Below are 19140 nucleotides of genomic sequence, written 5' to 3' on the forward strand. Positions count from 1 at the left end.
AATGTCAACCAAGCTTTCAACTATAACAACACAGTATCGAAGATTTACAAAAAATCAGGTGCTTACAGAAGGACACCTTAATGAGATCGTAGACTTTTTTGATGATCAAGATCGCTTGAGCAGAATTTGCCTTAGCGGTGTTGGAATTGTCTGTGGATTTAAGGTGTCGTGCGATGAGGTAAACAGCACAATTTCTATTTCTCAAGGAGCAGGAGTTACTACTGACGGAGATCTTTTTCATCTGTATCAAATTGATCAGGTAGAAGGGACAAAAATCATGAACATAGAGGCTAAAGAATATACACATTATAAAGTCTATAATAATGAAAAGGCAAATTACACACCTTTTTTCTATGATGGAGATACTCAGCTAGAGATTTTTGAATTGCTTACTGCAGAACAAGCCGAGATAGAAAACGATGATCATTTTGTACTTAGTGCGCTTCAAGGTAATACTGGCTTGGCAGTAAAAGAAGGAGTTGTATTACTATATCTTGAACAATACGAAAAAGAACTTGATCTATGTGTTAGTCTGTCCTGTGATAATCAAGGACAAGAAATGATAGGTAACTATAAAGCACTATTAGTGAGCAAAATCGTTGCAGAACAGATCAATGATGATGACCCTATTATAAGTAAAACGAATTTCTCGAATTTGTTTCATCAGTTGCCAGATGTAAGAGCTAATCGGGTAGTATGTCAACCAGAGGATTTTATACATTACAGAGAGCTTCAAAGAAGTTTTACTAACAGATTGTATCGAAATAATGTAGTTGGTGATCTTAGATTTGGTTTTCAGACCTTATTAACTGCAATGCAAATGCCAATATTGTTAGGAGCTATAGAAGATAATCTAGAGGCCTTATATTCATTTCCTGAAAATGATGTTCCACCTGATTTTCAATATAGGCATGACTTGTTTAAAGATATTGTGGATACCTACAATGAAATTAAGGAACTTCTATTTAATATGGATTGCACTTCTTGCTGTCCGGATATTATGTCGTTCCCTAAACATCTTATGCTTGGTGAGGTTGAGAAAACAGGACCGTGTTATGAATATAGACATGGTTTTTACAAATCGCCATTGCTAACTGATCAAAATGTAAGTACTTGTTCAGATTGTCTTACGGCAGATGGACTAGTACAACCAGGAAATGATACTACATTAGAAGAATTTATTATCGATCTTGAAGGTAATGAGATTGACATGTGTTATGGTGAAAACTCAGATGAGCAACGATTACATAGTCTTATAAAAAGAGCAGTTCAATTGCTAGCAAATTACAATGCCAATTATACATTTATAAAGATTACACCTTCTTTTGATCTTGGTAAACTTAGTAAGAAAGCGATACCTTTTTACAACAATGTTGGTGAACACCTTATTCAATTATGGGATTATGATAAAACTGTTCTAGGTAAACATAGAAATAATCTAGGTTATCACAGAGATTTATTAAATACAAAACGCCCATTAGAAATCTGCATAGATCATGATTTTTATAGAATCGAAGGACATCAAGGACGAAACTATATAGATGCATTACAGATTATACAGGATATCAGACGTGAACATGGTTTGGGATTCAATGTTGTAGTATTAAAAATTAATGAATCCGATGCCCAAGAGTTTGTAGAGAATTATACTACGTTTTATTTGAATAAGAATCACGGATTCGAACATAAAGGAGGTGTTGCACCTGGAGGTACATTTATAATGGTCTATATAGAAGGTGAATTTACATCTTATCCGTATCCTTATGGATATGGCTATCCGTATCCATATCCTGGGCCATCGTTAGCAGGTGATTTTGAAGGTGACGGAGAGGGAGAAGGAATTGAGGTTCTTAATCCTGTAATAGCTGATTTTACATTGCCGTATATGTGTTGCGATGAAAACTTTATCACACTCAGTTTACCCACTCAAGAACTTTGTTTTGATGAAACTACAGTACCATTACCTTTCCATATAACACCAACAGGAGGATATGTAGAAGCGCAAGTTCCGATTGGGCTTAATGGGGGTGTTACTATAAATCAGTTTGGTGAGTTTGTTTTTGACCCTAATTTGGTTAGCGAAGAGTTGATTGGAGAGACAATCACATTTACCGTAAACAATTTTGCCACAGAATGCGAGATTGTTATTACCAGAAGACCAGAGTTTGGAATTGCCGTAGCTAATATCTCGGAACCAACCGAAGACAATCAAGTAACGGTAATCTTCAATATTACGGGAGACAATCTTGAAGAAAATTTAGAATACACTTGGGATTTTGGAGATGGATCGAATCAGGTTCAATCAACTGAAACAACTGTGGAGCATACCTATCAATTCGCAATTTCAGGGGTGTTTACATTTACAGTTGTTGTGCAAGGAGGATTAAATGATTGTGCGAACCGCGAAGAATTAGAAGTCATTATCGAAGTTCCAGAAGAAATCTTAGTAACTATTGAGTCTAGTACAATTTGTAGGGGAGATGATGTATTTTATCCTTTTACTGTTCAACCAGAGGAAGCACAAGTAGTAATTACAGGGCAAGGAGTATCTTTTAGAAATGATCGTTTCGTATTTAGAGCTACTGATGTACCAGCTTCAGTGAGCTCTGTTCCTATTCTGGTTAATGGAGAATCTTCTGGAATAATAATTACTATACAAGAACAACCATTAGCTCAGTTCACTCATTTGATTGAAGAGAATACCCTAGTATTAACTAATAACTCTCAAAATGCAGCTCGATATCTCTGGAGTGTTGCAGGAGAAGAAATCGAACGTACAAACCGATCACAAGTAAGACGGTCACTTGATCTTTACGAAGGAACTTCAATTCAGGTATCTCTTAACGCCATAAGTGAATTCTGTGGAGAACGACAAGATGGACCAAGAACGATAATTATTAGAGATGGCGAGGGAGCATCAAACTGTATCAATACAGTAACTAATTTTGTTAGATCCTCAATCATACAACTTGAAAATGTTCGTAATTCTGATAGTATCGAGGAATTTAGTTCAGAAACGATTTCCACCGTTGAGAGAATAGCAGAACTTCTGGATCAGGTAAGCCAAGATATTGAAGCTTTTACAGTTGGAAATCATAACAATTTATTGCTCGAAATGTTTGAGCAGGCTACCTTCATTAGTCTGGTTGAAGGGCTTAGAAATTCAAATACAGAAGAAGAATTAACAGCAATAAGAGTAATAACTCAAGTATATACTCAATTATTTTATAATATTTTAAGATGTCAAAGTTCAGAAATGATTGAATCTATTATCGAACCAATTGGTTCGATACACAATCTTATCAACACAACTTTTGAAGAGTTTAGACAATTAGAATTTAATCCAGACTTAGATGGTACACTTAAAGAATTTCTGGAAAGCGTAAAAGAAGCCTTCCAGGAATCAACATTTTTAATAAGTCAGATAGATCAACTACTAGATACTTTAGGACGTGGATAACTTAAATAAACATATCATCAATAAATTTTTCATTGAAGTAAATACTAATTCTAAGGAAAAAGCATATTATTTCAAGGACAATATTGATACGTTTATTAAAGACTATCTGCTACCACGTTTAATGATATCTTTTAATGATTTGGGTTATAAAAACTCAGCTCATTTTATGCAGTTAGAACGATTAGATATTGAACTTGCTATACAACCAAAACAAGACCTCAAAGGTTTAGAGGAAGATATTTCTAATCAGATTAGAAAAAAAATACAAAAAATTAAAGAAGAAAAACTATATAAAACCAATAAAGAAGAAACTATTAAATTTCTAAAACCTAAAGAAAGACAACTTGAAAAGTTACTTCATTTTTTAGATAACGGCACAAATAGTTGGTTTAATGGTTCGGAGAAGCTATTAAACTTTAATGAAAATATATCCATACTTCAGGATAAAAAGATGATTCAAAAACTCATAGCTGTTCTTCAAAATCCTCTTTCACGAAAAAGGCTCATTTTACAGTTTACTGATGAAGAAATTCAAAAGATTTTTAATCATTTTATAACAAATAATCAATCTGAAAAAGAAACATCACTGAGGCCAGAGATAATGGTCAAAGAAGTAATTTTAAAAGGAAATATTGATAGCAAGAAGTTCACACTAAAAGAAAGGTTTCTTATTTGGGATATTGTATTTGATGTACTTATAGAAGTGGTTGATATGTCAAAAATTTCCAATAAGTTCACCCAATTAGTATTAGAAACTACAAGATGGGAAGTAGGTGAAAATAGAAGATATATAAAAACCTATTTTCTTGAATTACTTAAGGTAACACCAGCGCTAACAATAATCCAGAATTTACCAAAAGAAATTAAGAAAATATCCCAAGTATTAGATTCTTATCAAGATAATATAGCTCAATCTATTGAGAAACATATGGATCAGGAAACTTCAATAGTTTTCAAAAACACACAAAAAGGAAACGAGGACAAACTAGATGCTACTCATTTTAATCTTATGAAATCAGAAGAAATGGACTACAATAGGGATAACAGTCTTGATATACCCGAAGATTTTGAAGATGTATATGTAAACCATGCTGGTCTTGTACTTGTACATCCGTTTCTGAACCAGCTTTTTAAGAATTGTGGAGTAATTAATGAACAAAATGAGTTTTTAGATAAAGAAAAAGCAGTGCATATACTGCACTATCTTGCTACAGGAAAGGAACAACAGCTTGAAAATAATATGGTGTTCGAAAAATTTCTATGTAACCTTCCTTCAAAATATCCAATCAATCGTTTTGTACCACTCGAGAATAAAGTGAAAAATCATGCAGATCAAATGCTAACGGCACTGATAGAGCATTGGGAGGTAATAAAAAACTCTTCTAATGATTTGTTAAGAAACGAATTCCTGCAACGTTCCGGAAAGTTGATGCATACAGAAAGTCGTCCCAGAATTATTTTAGAAAGAAAAACTCAAGATATACTGTTAGACAAAATCCCGTGGAATATATCTATGATAAAACTCCCTTGGAAAAATAAAATCATTTTTGTGGATTGGTAAAATAAAAACCTATGCAATTAGAGGTAGAAGACATAACATACGAAGAAAAAGATAGAGCCAATATTTTTTTAGAACAACAAGAAGTGTTCAAACAGATTTTTGAATTGCTAGATTGTTCTAAGATAGCTTTTGTTGGTGGTGTAGCGGATTATATAAACCTGCGGTCTTATTATGATATGCCAGTCCATGATTTGGATATTATATATCAGGATGAAGAAGACCTAGTTTCTGTTATAGAGAAATATAACTTAATAAGACATGGAATTAATTTTTATAACATAAATGAATCTAAGGAGGTACTGGTTTCTGAGATATTCATAAATAATAAGAGAGTCCATATTGATTATTTTAAACGAAACTTTGCCATGATAGAATTAAAGGAGTCGTATCTCCTGGGACGTAAGGTTCTACATTGTTCTTTTAGTGAAATGATGAAATTTCATAATGATCATATCCCTCTTTTGACTTCTCAAGCGATGGGATCAAATTATGAATGGAGAAGACTCTACAAGCATAGCAAAAAAGCATCACTATATAATAATGTTTGCTACCTAAAGGAAAAAGAACTTCAGCTGTTAAGAAAGTAAATTATGAATCAAGAACCTAGAATAATATTTAGTTTAAATACAGCTCCTATAGCAAATAATCGATGGAATATGGGAAATAGATTTATAGAAACCATTTATATGACTGCTTTGAGCATATTGTATTGTCATTTATGGTATGAAGATATAGAATTATATGTAGATGATATGGCATATAAGTTTTTATATATGTTGCCTTGTAGAGTAACAAAAATGCCTTTTACACATGATAAAGAATTATGGTCTGCATCAAAAATAAAAGCGATTCAACTGCAGACCAAACCTTTTGTTCATCTGGATACGGATGTTTTTATTAAAAATAAAATAGACTTCAATTTTGATAAAGTATTATTAGAAAGGAAAGAAGGAGGGTATATGATACATTATAAAAAGCAAATTGAATTTTTTAATCAATTTACCGATAACCTACCTTTTTGGAATAAAGATTTAGGACACTCTTTTAGTTGTGGAGTATTGGGCTTTAAAGATCTTTCTCTACGCAATAGATTTATCCAAGCATATTTTGAGTTAGAAGATATTTATATCAAGGTTAAACATCAATTTAGTCCTTTGAAAAAGAAAGGATACGAACCAGTTATTCTGATAGAACAATATACACTTGCCTGTATGTTGGACTACGAGAACATTAAACCATCATTGCTGCTTAGTGGAAGAAGTATTAAAGAACATTCTAAGCAAGCTGAAGAAATCGGTTATAGTCATCTTTTTGGGGTAACAAAGTATAAGAAAAACATTATAGAAGAAATAGAGTACAGATTGTTTAAAATCTTTCCATACTGGTATGATCAGGTTAAAACAGCCTTAGAAAAACAAAAAATAGTTAAAAAAAAATACTCCAATAATCAAGTAGTTTAAACACTATTTGTAAAATAATAGAATCATGAGATTACAAAGGAGAAGAAAATCGAGTCCCAAACTACAGCAGGAAAAACCCTTTATTCAACCAAAACTTAAGGTTGGGAAACCAGGAGATAAGCATGAGGTAGAAGCCGATCAAATGGCCGATCAAGTGGTTAACAATGCTAATGATTCTGGAAGTGCTGTTCAGAAAAAAGAAACCATGGAAGAAGATAAGGTGCAAGCTAGTATGTTTAAAGATAGGAGTGAGGGAACAGTAAGAAGAAAAGAAGAAGAGGAACCAGTGCAAGCTATGGAAGAGGAAGAACCTGTTCAGAAACAAGAAGAAGAGGAACCAGTGCAAGCTATGAAAGAGGAAGAACCTGTTCAGAAACAAGAAGAAGAGGAACCAGTGCAAGCTATGGAAGAGGAAGAACCTGTTCAGAAACAAGAAGAAGAGGAACCAGTGCAAGCTATGGAAGAGGAAGAACCTGTTCAGAAACAAGAAGAAGAGGAACCAGTGCAAGCTATGAAAGAGGAAGAACCTGTTCAGAAACAGGAAGAAGAGGAACCAGTGCAAGCTATGGAAGAGGAAGAACCTGTTCAGAAACAAGAAGAAGAGGAACCAGTACAAGCTATGAAAGAGGAAGAACCTGTTCAGGCCAAAGAAGAGGAAAAGGTGCAAAAAAAAGCAAATAACCAAAATGGCAACATAGAGTCAAAGTTAAAGAGTAGAAAAGGTAAAGGAACAAAGCTTTCTGGAGACATAAAAAATGAAATGGAGACAGGTTTCGGAGCTAGTTTTAATGCTGTAAATATCCATACTGATACTGAGGCAGTACAAATGAGTGAAGCTATGGGAGCGCAAGCATTTACGAATGGAAATGATATATATTTTAATAAAGGGAAATATAATCCAAATTCTAAAAGTGGCAAGCACTTACTAGCTCACGAGCTTACACATACTATTCAGCAAAAAGGAAAGGTAAAAAAGAACATACAAAAACAACAAGGACACCAGCCAGCACAGCAACAAACGGCACCCATTAATGTGACATTAAATATGGCATTACCCAATAATCCTACTCCAAATTATTCAAGAACTGCTGATCAACTGGGTGCTTGGGAAAAGGCGGATTTTCATTTTCGCCCTCAGATTACTCATCGTTGTGCTGGAGGAAATCAACAAAGTTATGTGCAAGAGGCTGGTATTACTTTGGCAAATCCTACTTTATTATTGTTTGTGGCCAGACACATACATGAAAATGCTTCCGGATATGCATTACCAAGAGCTCAACGTATACCTTGGATTCAGATTAAGAGAAGAATATTAGCACATGCAACACATCACTTTACCATATACAGGGATGTGGTTGCACAAATGAGAGCATTAATACTAGCAGATTTATCGGCATTACCATCTTCTGCTAACCCTGCTAATATTTCGCAATCTCAATTAGATACTTTTTTAGTTTCCAGATTACAATATTGGATGGCAAAATTGAGACATAAACTTTGGGAAGAAACTTGTAATTGGGAACATACAGATTATCCAAGATTGTTTAGAGACATACCTTCGGTTAGTGGTTCGGTCATACCTGATTGTGGAAGTGAACCACCAGTACCTCCATATCCTATAGTGCCTACACGAGTGAATGGGACAACTCCTTAATCATAATAAAAAAATGGAATTATGAGAGATTTGATAAATGATTTGCATCTGTATGAATTAGTATTGTTAGGCTTGGGAATACTACTGTTTTTTATACTTAGTGTTGGACTTGTGTATTATATAATTAAGAAAGAAGAAATCAAAAAATTATTATTCTTTTTTCCAATTTCAATTATAATGATTGGATATCCAAGTATCCAGGAATTTACCATTTCTAAGGATAAAATAGCCTTTACTAAACATCAGGATGAGGTGATGAAAAACCCTAAAGATTCGGTAGCAAGACAAAAGTTTTCAGAGGTTACAGAAAAACTAGAAAAACGTGCAAAAACTGCAGAAGATATAGTTCGAATAAGTGAAGCTAAACTATTATTAGGAAACTCAGAAGAAGCAATTAAATATGCAGATAAAGCTATTCAAGAAGAAGAAATAACAAGTTCAGAGGTTCTTGATCGTACGCAAATAAGTACAACTACAAAAGCAATTCAATTGAAGAATTTAGCAAAAATTCAGAACATAAATGTAAAAGAAGTAGATAAAAATACTCTTCAAAATCAAATAAGAAATATAGAAGTTTCCAAGGATCTGGAGGCTGTAAAGAAAGTAGTCGCAAAAAAAACATTACAAAAATATCATAGGAATAATAATTAAAATTTAGACAAAACATTTTTATACTATATGTTTCGATCTGCATCGGTAAATACAACAAATGCTAAGTCAGGTAATTCTTCCTTATTTCAAAAAGATAAGAGTGAAGAAGGGTTTGTGCAACCTAAACTTACCGTTGGTAAACCCAATGATAAGTACGAAGTTGAGGCAGATAGAGTTGCAGATCAAGTGGTGGCAAAAACGTCAGAATCGACTACTCCTTTCTTTAGTCCGGCTCCTTTTGTACAACGCCAAACAGATGAAAAAGAAGGTGATGTTCAACAAAAACCGATTGCAGAAAGCATTACCCCAGTAGTTTTAAGACAACCTGAAGAAGAAACAGCACAAAAGAGCACAGAAGTCCAAAATAAGGCAGAAGTAAGTGATGGAGTATCTATGAAACCATCAGATCACTCGTCAACTAATTTTGATACCCAGAAACAGGAAGAAGAGGTTCAGGAAAAAGAAGAAGAAGAGGTTTCAGAAGTACAACAAAAAAGTAAAATACTTCAAAGAAAAGAAATAGGTGTACCTACTGTAACGAATACAATTGAATCCAGGATTCAAAGAGCTTCAGACAATGGTAAACCCATGAATAAATCGGTTAAAAGCTCTATGGAATCTGGTTTTGGAACAGATTTTTCTGGAGTTAAAGTTCATACAGATAGCGAATCTTCTAGCCTTAATAAGCAGATGAGTTCGAAAGCTTTCACCTATAAAAACAATGTCTTCTTTGGCGAGAATCAATATCAACCTGAAACTAAAGAAGGTAAACATTTGATCGCTCATGAGCTTACTCATGTGGTACAACAAGGACATGCTCAGAAAGGGGAAAATGCAGTTGCTACAGAAACGGTTCAACCTAAGGTACAACGATTAGGGATTAGTGATGCGCTTGATTATTTTGCAGATGCAGCACATAATATCCCTGGTTTTAGAATGTTCACTATTATTTTAGGGATCAACCCGATTAATATGAGTAGTGTGGATCGAAGTGCCGCTAATATTATGCGAGCTATTGTCGAGTTCTTACCTGGAGGAAACCTGATCACCAGAGTATTGGATAAATACAATGTGTTTACCGATGCTGCAGAATTAATGAATCAAAAAATAGAAGCGTTAAATCTATCTGGAGCATCTATAAAGAAGGACATTGACGATTTTCTGGATGGCCTTGGTTGGAGCGATATTTTTAATCTTGGCGGTGTCTGGCGTGACGCCATGGGGATCATCTCCAGACCTATAAATGCAGTAATTGAAATTGGTAAAAGTGCACTGTCATTTATATGGGATATTGTTAGAAAAGCTATCCTAACTCCATTAGCTGTCCTAGCACAAAATACTGACGGATATGACCTATTAAAAGCCTTGATAGGTGAAGATCCGATTACTAAAGAAGCTTATCCACCAACTGCCGAAAATCTAATAGGCGGATTTATGAAATTTATTGGTCAGGAAGAAATCTGGACCAATATACAACAAGGAAATGCTGTTGGTCGAGCATGGGTGTGGTTTCAGCAAACAATGTCAGGAATCAAAGCAATTATGTCTGCAATTCCTGGTACCATTATTACTACAATTAAGTCTCTTACCTGGGAAGACATCATTATACTTCCGAATGCCTTTATCAAAGTAGGAAAGGCCTTTGCCAGTATCGCCGGTAGTTTTTTAAGTTTTGGGCTTTCAACGGTTATAGAACTTCTAAAAATACTATTTAGTGTAGTAGCACCAGGAGTATTAGTATATATAGAAAAAGCACAAGGAGCGTTTAATCAAATACTAGAAAATCCAATTGGGTTTGTAGGTAATCTGATCAACGCAGCTAAACTTGGATTTAACAAATTTGCACGAAACATTGGTGAGCATCTTAAAAATAGTCTATTAGATTGGTTGTTAGGGTCTTTGGCTGGAGCCGGTATTTATATTCCTCAAGCCCTCAGCTTTCAGGAAATTATCAAGTTTGTATTATCTGTATTAGGACTTACTTGGGAGAATCTGAGAGCCAAATTAGTGGAGCAATTAGGTGAACCTGCAGTGGTAGCATTAGAGACGGGATTTGAATTAGTAAAAATTCTCGTTACAGAAGGACCAGCCGCTGCTTGGGAGAAGATCATGGAGCATCTTAGCAATTTACAAGAGATGATTATTTCGGAGATCAGTCAGTTTGTAATTGTAAAAGTTGTGCAAAAAGCAGTAACCAAGCTTGTCACTATGCTAAACCCGGCAGGAGCAGTCATTCAAGCAATTATAGCTATTTATGATACGGTTACATTCCTGATCGAAAAACTGCAAAAGATCGCTCGTGTAGCAGCAGCTATTATAGACTCACTAGCAGCGATTGCCAATGGAGTTATTACTCAGGCAGCTGCCAAAGTAGAAAGTACATTGGCTGGAATGCTAACATTAGCGATCAACTTCTTAGCTAAGTTCACAGGATTAGATAAGGTCTCTGAAAAGATTATAGAAATCGTAGAAAAAATCAGAGAACCGATCGATACTGCCATGACCAATGTCGTTACTTGGGTTGTGACTACAGCTAAAAACTTCCTTAAGAAAATATTAGGTGGAGGAGATGAAGGAGAAAACCCTGAGGATAATGACGGGGTTGTTGGTGATGGAGAAATAGGAGAGCAAGTAACATTTAGCGATGGTGAAGAAGGGCATAAATTATGGGTAGAGGATTCTGGATCTCCTGTTTTAAAGGTTGCTAGCGCGAATCCTAAAGCGGTTGGTGATAAGCTTACTGAATGGCAGAATAACATTGATAAAATTTCTGAAGGCAAGAGAGGAGAAGTAAGCCAATCGATTAGCAGTGCTCAAGGTCTGGTTACGGCAATTAATCAGTTAATTACTACATACCAGCAACAAGAGGCAACGGCTACACCTGAGAATGATGCTCCAGTAGAAACAACCGATACTTCCATCGAAAATAAACAGAAAGAGCTAAAAGTATTGCTTCAGAAGTTATTTAGTGATTTTAAGGAAAAAAATACCTTAACAGTAGAAGTTGCGGAGAATGATAAAATTAAAGCTCCTTATAAAGGAGATAAAAAGTTTAGAGCGGTTGTTAAAAAAGTTGATGATAGTAATGAAGATCCAGAAAAAAATAAGGTAGAACATCAATTTAATTGGGAACGTTTAAAACAAAGAAATCAAGAGAACACTTTTACTGCCTTTAATGAAAAATGGGGCTCTGAAATTGAAACTGATTCTGGAGGTAGTAGCGAACATAGTGATTATAAACCTCAAAATATTGAGCGATCAGTAGAAGGCGATTCCTTTGTGTTGAATTATGATTATGGACCTGAAGGTTTAGGCAAAGATGAATTGGAGACCATAGAAGTCAAAATGAAAATCGATGATATTTCAGGAAGAAAAGTAAACCATGCGGTAACTGGTATGAACTTAGGAATTAAAGCTTCAGGATCCAGAGGTAGAACAGATAGTGCAGGTAAATTAATGAGAGAAGGTGTAGATACAACCGATTTACCGCAAATGAATTCTGCACATATTATTGCAGACTGGTTTCAAGGAAGTGGTTATAAACAAGGGTTAAATTTAATTTTAACTAGTGATACCTATAATCAGACCACAATGGCAGGAGCAGAAGGGAAACTTGTCGGGAAAATTCAAAAACTTCAGTCACAACATGAGCCATTATTAATTACTTTTGATCTACAAGTAACAGCAATTTATGAAGTGACAAATGATGATAAAGTTGTGGAAACACTTAAGAATTTAAAATCTGATATAACACCGGAAGGATTGGCTAAGGTGCATCAAAAATTAGCAGGAGATCAAGATCCAAGAAGATGTGAAAAAGTTACCTATGATGTATTGGCCGTTAAAGCGGGAGGTGTTGGAGTAGAGCATTCTATTAGACAAATAGAAATAGGACCAGACGTAAATCTAAAAATATAACAATAAGAAATAATTTATGGAAGAGGTGATTAATTTTTTAAATGATTTTTTTCAATCAGAGGTTAATGCTATTAAAGCTAGTGATCAAGCTGATCTAGATAATTTTAATGACAAACTTGAAATAATGAATCAATTTCTTGTGGATGATTTAAAAAATAATCTAGGAATGATTCCTTTAAAGGAATTAAAAGATCCTAATTATTATGAAAGGGTAAAAAATTATCCACCACCAGATCCTAGGTTTCTTTTTAGGATTGATACTTACAAGAGTAATGATAAAGATTATTATAGATATCATTGTTTTGTTTCTGATAGTAATCCTGATGATTGGAGGAGTTATCTGAATTCTTTTGTTGTAGATAAGGAGGGTGGGGAATTTAAAATTTTTTCCATGTTTTTCTTTTCTGATAAAGGTATGGGTGGAGATAAAAAATGGCATTTCAATGCAGGAGAAGATAGATTTATGAATAAAGAGAATGGACAATATTTGTTGAATATAGAATCATTAGGTGATCGAATCGAAATCAATAGAATTACAGAACCTTCTGATGACGCAGATAGCATGAAAGAATATAATAAAGATTAAGTATTCATCCAGAAAACACCCCATAAAAGAACCGTTGTATACCCCCGAAAAAAGTCGGGATATAGCATTAGATTTATATACAAATCCATAGTAAGATGAAAAAAACGGCATATAAAAAGGAGCTAGTAATTAGAAATACACAGCAAAGAAATGGCTCTTCAAACAGTAGAAAAGAGGTAAGGAAGATTCAATCCTGGCTAACCTTATTTAGTATTCAGCATCCTAGTAGTGGTACAGCAACCAGTATTGATGGCGATTTTGGTCCCGCAACCGAAAGAGCCGTTAAGAATTTTCAACGTATAAAAGGGGTGTCAGAAAATGGCGTAGTAGATCAAGGTTTGTTTAGTGAATTGTCTGCTAACTTAAAAGATGCTTTTGAAAGACCATTACAGAGTACTGATGTTAGAAGTTTGATTGCTGAAGTGGCAGAGAATCACCTACAAAATCATCCTTTTGAATTGGTTATTAATAGACAATCTAATAGTGGTCCTTGGGTGCGAAGTTATATGGATGGAGGTGATGGAGAAGATTTTTTTTGGTGTATGGGATTTGCACAAACTATTCTTGATCAGGCTGTAAGTCATGTGGGTAAAAGATTTACTTCGTTAATGCCTTCCACATTTAGTTGTGACTCGGTAGGTAATGCCGGAATTGCAAGAGGATTACTTTCTAAAAATAAAAAAATTAGAAGGAATTCTGACTTAGTAAAACCTGGAGACTTGTTTTTGATTGAAAGTAGCCCGCTGGATTGGACACATACAGGAATTATAACATCGATCCAAGGTGATGTAATTGAAACCATTGAAGGGAATACTAATTTTCAAGGCTCTAGAAATGGTGTTACTGTGCGTAAACGAATGCGTAATTATATGAGATCCAGGATAGATGTATTCTCAATCGAACCTTTAACTTAAAATACCTGTCGATGGAACCTGTTTTTACAAAAAATACTACTCATTTTAATGGCAAATTTTCCTTCTTACAAGAGGTGATAGAATATCGTTTGCGATACGAGTACACCAGTGAAGAAGCTGTTTTTCCTGTTTTTGATACAATGGTGGCAGATGATTCATCGTTTTCTCAATTTGTCAACAAACTTGATTTGTCTCAAGAAGAGATTATTATTTTATTAACAGCATTAATTCCACATGTTTCGCCCTATTTTTTTATAGATATTATTACTGATTTTTTTCCAAATGGAGGTGAACTTCCAGAATTTGGTGGTGTAAAAGGAAAAAATCATAGGGGTATTATCCCTACCGGAGAAACTATTCAATTTATGTTAGCTGGCAAGGATCTGCAAAAACGGATAGAGGTTACATCTTATTTTGAACCTACACATCCATTCGTAAAAAAAGGCGTTCTAAGATTAGATGCTGTACCTACAGGAGAGCCTATTATGAGTGGGCGATTGATTCTGGATCAGGAATATGTAGAGCTGTTTACTACAGGGAGAATGGTAAAACCTACTCTTAGTAAAGATTTCCCTGCCGAAAGGATTGAAACGTTGCTTTCCTGGGATGATCTTGTGCTTAATACAAAAACCCTTAACCAGATAAAAGAAATTGAAACCTGGCTTCAGTATAATCATGTGGTTTTGGATGATTGGAAGATGGGAACTAGAATTAAACCTGGATATCGTGTCTTGTTTTCTGGCCCTCCGGGAACCGGAAAAACCTTAACTGCTACATTATTAGGTAAATATACCGGTGAAGATGTATATCGTATTGATCTTTCTATGGTCGTTTCAAAATATATAGGAGAAACAGAAAAAAACCTTTCTAGACTTTTTGATAAAGCTAAAAATAAATCCTGGATACTGTTTTTTGATGAAGCAGATGCCATTTTTGGTAAAAGAACGAATGTAAGAGATGCACATGATAAGTATGCTAATCAAGAAGTATCGTACTTACTACAACGTATAGAATCCCATCCTGGATTAGTGATTCTGGCTTCAAATTTTAAAAACAACATAGATGTAGCCTTTACTCGTCGATTTCAAACAATTATAGAGTTTGAAAATCCATCTTATCAAGAACGACAGTTATTATGGCAAAAAAACCTTCCTGCCGCTATAGCTTTAGGAGAAACGGTTTCGTTAGAAGAGATTTCCAAAAAATATGCGCTTACTGGGGCGAATATCATCAATGTGATACAATACACCTGTCTTAAGACCATAGCTCAAAATCATAAAGTTATCCAATTAGAAACTATTCTCGAAGGGATTAAAAAAGAATATTTGAAAGAAGGAAAAATGATTACGATCTAATATCAAATGAATTTTAAAATGAGCTATTAATAATTTAAATTATATGGGTTGTTTTAAAATTCATTTGGCATAAGGTGCTGGTTTAGATTAAAACCAATACCTATCTCTTCATAAAGTATCATCATATTTCAAAACACTATAGCTACAGCTTTTTATCCTTTATTATCAGTGACTTCATAGTTTTAAACACACCTCTTTTTACGGTTTAAAAGTAAAAGTTTTGTTGGAATATTTCCTATAGAAATTGGAAATATTCCAAATAAACAAAGTAATTTTGTAGTAGTAGTTTTTAGTAAGAATTAGTCAGTTTTAGGTTAAAAAGAAAAAGAAGTCAGTGATGAAAAACAAGAATTATGAATATGATGTTGCGCTTTCTTTTGCTGGAGAGAATAGAGCGTATGTAGAGGAGGTTGCGAATAGCCTCAGGATAAGAGGAATTAAAGTGTTTTACGATCTGTTTGAAGAAACAAATTTGTGGGGTAAAAACTTATATGAATATTTATCCGAGATTTATCAAAACAGGGCAAGATATACGGTATTATTTATATCTGGGTTTTACAATCAAAAATTATGGACAAACCATGAGAGGGCCTCTATGCAAGCAAGGGCATTTCAGGAAAGTAGAGAGTATATTTTGCCAGCTAGATTTGATGATACAGAGATTCCTGGGATATTGAAAACTGTAGGATATATTAACTTAAAAGATAGAAGTCCAGACGAGTTTGCAGGGCTGATCGAAAAAAAAATAAAAAAAGATCAAACCTTTTTGAAAAGTAAATGGTCAAAAATTTCTACCCTGATCAATCCAAAACCTTTCATTTTTACTATTAAAGTGATAAATGAAAAAGAGGAATCTATTAAAAATGCCAAAGTAGTTTTGGTCGCTAATAATTCTACATACCTTGAAGGGTTTTCTGATGAAAAAGGATTAGCACATTTTATTATTCGAACGCGTAAATTATATACTGTGCTTATTGCGCACCCAGAATATCCGGCCGTATTATTTAAAGATATTAACCCAAAGGAGGATATAGAAGTAACTGTAGAAAAATTAAAAGGATCAGGTTCTGTGATCCTTAATAAATCTGGAGAAACACCAGGGATTATGGGGAGGATAAAACCTGTGTTGAAATCAAACAATAGGATATCATTATATGCTGATAATATAGCGATTGAAGGGGGACAACATCAACCTTATGATATTGAGTTAAATAAATCAATAATTTTAGAAGATAATGGAGGAAATAGTATACATTTAACCTTCAGATTCTTTCAAGGGAGAATCGCTTTAATCGATTATTGTAAACACAAATTATCTTAATTATGAAAAGAGTAATCATCTTTTTTAGTTTTATTTTGTTTTTGGCTTGTAAAGAACAGCCAAAGGAAACGGCAGAAACACCTATTATCGAAACTGCCAAGGAGGAAATTAAAAAGCCAGAGGATAGTTTTGGAATTGTAATTCATGGTGGAGCAGGAACTATCTTGAAAAAGAATATGACTCCAGAAAAAGAAGCGGCGTACAAAGCTAAACTTGAAGAAGCAATAAAAGTAGGACATACCATTCTTAAAAATGGAGGTACTAGCCTTGAAGCTGTCGAAAAAACGATAAATGTTCTTGAGAATTCTCCATTATTTAATGCAGGTAAAGGAGCAGTATTTACCAATGAAGGAACTAATGAATTAGATGCTTCTATTATGGATGGTAGTACCCTTAATGCCGGGGCAGTAGCAGGAGTTAAAACCGTTAAAAACCCGATCAATCTGGCTAGAGAAGTAATGCTTAATTCTCCTCACGTATTATTATCAGGTAGTGGTGCCGAATTATTTGCTAAAGAAAGAGACCTTGAGATTGTTGATCCGGCTTATTTCTTTACAGAAGATCGTATGAAATCGCTAGAGAGAGTAAAAGAAAAACTAAAAAACAAGGAAGCAAATAAAACAACTGCTTTTTATGATCCGTTTATAAAAGACTCTAAGTTTGGAACGGTTGGTTGTGCTGCACTAGATAAAAATGGCAATTTAGCAGCAGGAACCTCTACAGGAGGGATGACTAATAAAAAATGGAATCGTATAGGAGATTCACCAATTATTGGAGCAGGAACATATGCCAATAATGCAACTTGTGCAGTATCAAGTACAGGATGGGGTGAGTATTTTATCCGAGCGATGGTGGCACATGATATTTCGGCATTAATGGAGTATAAAGGGCTTTCTCTTGAGGAAGCTGCTAAAGAAGTAATACAGAAAAAACTTACTGACCTCGGCGGTACAGGAGGAATTGTAGCGATAGATAATAAGGGTAATGTAACGATGGAATTTAATACAGCGGGAATGTATCGTGCAACAATGAACGCTACCGGAGATCTTACTATAGGAATTTATAAAGAATAATTCTCCTGTTTTTTATTTTAAAAATTTACCCTCCTACTAAGGAGGGTTTTTTATTTTGAAGATATTGTAGGGCAAAAAATCACTATTTTCTGGGGGAAATAGAACCAGAAATCTCATTACTTTTACCCAATAATTACAATAATATAAATGGTAGACTGATGAAAAGAATATTGATTTTTGTAATAATTTGTATGATGAATAAAAGTATGGCTCAGAATAAGGAAAATATAGTTGGTTTATACGCATTAGGCTCTCATTCCCCAGAAGGAGGAAGTCATCTGTTTGTTTTAGAAAATGGCAAATTTGTGATTACTTACTTTGGAGGTGTACAAGTAGGAAACTGGCGTATAGATAGAGATCAAACTTTTTTATTTACCCCAAATACCAAAAAAAATGAATTCGAACTTTATGGAAGATATAATAAAAAGGCACAAAACAGTTTAAAGATCTCTTTTATGGGGTTTGAAGAATCACGAAGTTTTGTGTGTTTAAAAAAATCAAAAGATGATCACTATATCATGAAACAGGTATTTAATGATGATGCTAACTGTTTTGGCTATCCTTATGTAGGCACTTTTAAAAAAGATTCAGATGTGATTTCTTTTATGGCGATAAATGAAGGAATGAATACAGCTATATATGATTTTAATATAAAAGGATTGAATGATTTTATAGCTTGTTTTTTTACTAGAGAAAATGAGGCATATCCTTTTTATGTTACGTTAAAAGACAACAAACTATATATAGATGAAAACGAATATTCAGAAAAACACCCTTTGCCAACAGAAGGAGAAGATATAGAATTTATTAGAGCAATAGCCAATAAGAATACTTCTGAAACTGTACTCCTTTATAACTCCTCATATAACCACTTTAAAGAGGATATTAATGCAAATCATATTTTTGATAAAGAAAAACAAGCATATATTATTCCTGGACTTTACAAAGAAGGAAATGAAAATAGAATAGATGATGAAGCATTTTTTGATATGTCCATCATCTATAAATATGAATTGTGTACAGGTACATTTGCCAAATCAGTTGATTATAAAATTGAAGATAAACCTATTTTTCAGGTTAATTGTAAATAAATGAATGTAGAAACGTTGGATGAGGATCAAAAAAATAGACTAAAAAACATATTAAATAATAGAATTGAAATTTACAATATTAAGCAGGCTAAGATA

Annotated in this window: 13 protein-coding genes; all 13 read left to right on the forward strand. The window is 34.0% G+C overall.

Features of this window, described 5'->3' with window-relative positions; translation table 11 throughout:
• Position 1: 1 nt before the first annotated feature.
• The 13 genes from DK441_RS13515 to DK441_RS13575 all read left to right on the forward strand — a co-directional run bounded on the left by DK441_RS13515 (position 2) and on the right by DK441_RS13575 (position 19044).
• Entirely contained in the window at positions 2-3460 is a 3459-nt protein-coding gene (locus tag DK441_RS13515) for a PKD domain-containing protein (RefSeq protein WP_109851197.1), read from the forward strand.
• A complete protein-coding gene (locus tag DK441_RS13520; RefSeq protein WP_109851198.1) occupies positions 3453-5021 on the forward strand; it encodes a contractile injection system tape measure protein in 1569 nt (522 codons plus the stop codon). Before DK441_RS13515 ends, DK441_RS13520 begins: the two co-directional genes overlap by 8 nt.
• Positions 5022-5032: 11 nt before the next feature.
• Positions 5033-5608: a hypothetical protein gene (locus tag DK441_RS13525; RefSeq protein ID WP_035091343.1), complete on the forward strand. Its 576-nt coding sequence runs from the start codon at positions 5033-5035 to the stop codon at positions 5606-5608.
• 3 nt (positions 5609-5611) lie between these two features.
• Entirely contained in the window at positions 5612-6481 is an 870-nt protein-coding gene (locus tag DK441_RS13530) for a DUF6734 family protein (RefSeq protein WP_109851199.1), read from the forward strand.
• A 25-nt stretch (positions 6482-6506) separates the two neighbouring features.
• Positions 6507-8135, forward strand: a complete 1629-nt coding sequence (locus tag DK441_RS13535) for a DUF4157 domain-containing protein (RefSeq protein ID WP_109851200.1) — start codon at positions 6507-6509, stop codon at positions 8133-8135.
• A 21-nt stretch (positions 8136-8156) separates the two neighbouring features.
• Positions 8157-8786 (forward strand): hypothetical protein, encoded by a 630-nt coding sequence (locus DK441_RS13540; protein ID WP_109851201.1) that lies wholly within the window; start codon positions 8157-8159, stop codon positions 8784-8786.
• Between the two features lie 27 nt (positions 8787-8813).
• Complete coding sequence (locus tag DK441_RS13545; protein WP_109851202.1) at positions 8814-12704, forward strand: DUF4157 domain-containing protein; 3891 nt, start codon at positions 8814-8816, stop codon at positions 12702-12704.
• 16 nt (positions 12705-12720) lie between these two features.
• Entirely contained in the window at positions 12721-13290 is a 570-nt protein-coding gene (locus tag DK441_RS13550; protein ID WP_108808033.1) for a hypothetical protein, read from the forward strand.
• 95 nt (positions 13291-13385) lie between these two features.
• Positions 13386-14204: a peptidoglycan-binding protein gene (locus DK441_RS13555; protein WP_109851203.1), complete on the forward strand. Its 819-nt coding sequence runs from the start codon at positions 13386-13388 to the stop codon at positions 14202-14204.
• Positions 14205-14215: 11 nt separating this feature from the next.
• Positions 14216-15559, forward strand: coding sequence for an ATP-binding protein (locus DK441_RS13560; RefSeq protein WP_074405555.1), 1344 nt, complete (start codon positions 14216-14218; stop codon positions 15557-15559).
• A gap of 337 nt (positions 15560-15896) precedes the next feature.
• Positions 15897-16880 (forward strand): toll/interleukin-1 receptor domain-containing protein, encoded by a 984-nt coding sequence (locus DK441_RS13565; protein WP_109851204.1) that lies wholly within the window; start codon positions 15897-15899, stop codon positions 16878-16880.
• 2 nt (positions 16881-16882) lie between these two features.
• Positions 16883-17953, forward strand: a complete 1071-nt coding sequence (locus tag DK441_RS13570; RefSeq protein ID WP_109851205.1) for an isoaspartyl peptidase/L-asparaginase family protein — start codon at positions 16883-16885, stop codon at positions 17951-17953.
• A gap of 158 nt (positions 17954-18111) precedes the next feature.
• Positions 18112-19044: a hypothetical protein gene (locus tag DK441_RS13575; RefSeq protein WP_160112093.1), complete on the forward strand. Its 933-nt coding sequence runs from the start codon at positions 18112-18114 to the stop codon at positions 19042-19044.
• The last annotated feature ends 96 nt before the right edge of the window (positions 19045-19140 follow it).

Source organism: Aquimarina sp. AU58, from assembly GCF_900312745.1.
Classification (GTDB): domain Bacteria; phylum Bacteroidota; class Bacteroidia; order Flavobacteriales; family Flavobacteriaceae; genus Aquimarina; species Aquimarina spinulae.

Coding starts and splice junctions, on each gene's coding strand:
- DK441_RS13570 (WP_109851205.1), top strand. CDS start 16,883: ATGAAAAGAGTAATCATCTTTTTTAGTTTTATTTTGTTTTTGGCTTGT.
- DK441_RS13525 (WP_035091343.1), top strand. CDS start 5,033: ATGCAATTAGAGGTAGAAGACATAACATACGAAGAAAAAGATAGAGCC.
- DK441_RS13560 (WP_074405555.1), top strand. CDS start 14,216: ATGGAACCTGTTTTTACAAAAAATACTACTCATTTTAATGGCAAATTT.
- DK441_RS13545 (WP_109851202.1), top strand. CDS start 8,814: ATGTTTCGATCTGCATCGGTAAATACAACAAATGCTAAGTCAGGTAAT.
- DK441_RS13550 (WP_108808033.1), top strand. CDS start 12,721: ATGGAAGAGGTGATTAATTTTTTAAATGATTTTTTTCAATCAGAGGTT.
- DK441_RS13555 (WP_109851203.1), top strand. CDS start 13,386: ATGAAAAAAACGGCATATAAAAAGGAGCTAGTAATTAGAAATACACAG.
- DK441_RS13535 (WP_109851200.1), top strand. CDS start 6,507: ATGAGATTACAAAGGAGAAGAAAATCGAGTCCCAAACTACAGCAGGAA.
- DK441_RS13515 (WP_109851197.1), top strand. CDS start 2: ATGTCAACCAAGCTTTCAACTATAACAACACAGTATCGAAGATTTACA.
- DK441_RS13540 (WP_109851201.1), top strand. CDS start 8,157: ATGAGAGATTTGATAAATGATTTGCATCTGTATGAATTAGTATTGTTA.
- DK441_RS13530 (WP_109851199.1), top strand. CDS start 5,612: ATGAATCAAGAACCTAGAATAATATTTAGTTTAAATACAGCTCCTATA.
- DK441_RS13565 (WP_109851204.1), top strand. CDS start 15,897: ATGAAAAACAAGAATTATGAATATGATGTTGCGCTTTCTTTTGCTGGA.
- DK441_RS13575 (WP_160112093.1), top strand. CDS start 18,112: ATGAAAAGAATATTGATTTTTGTAATAATTTGTATGATGAATAAAAGT.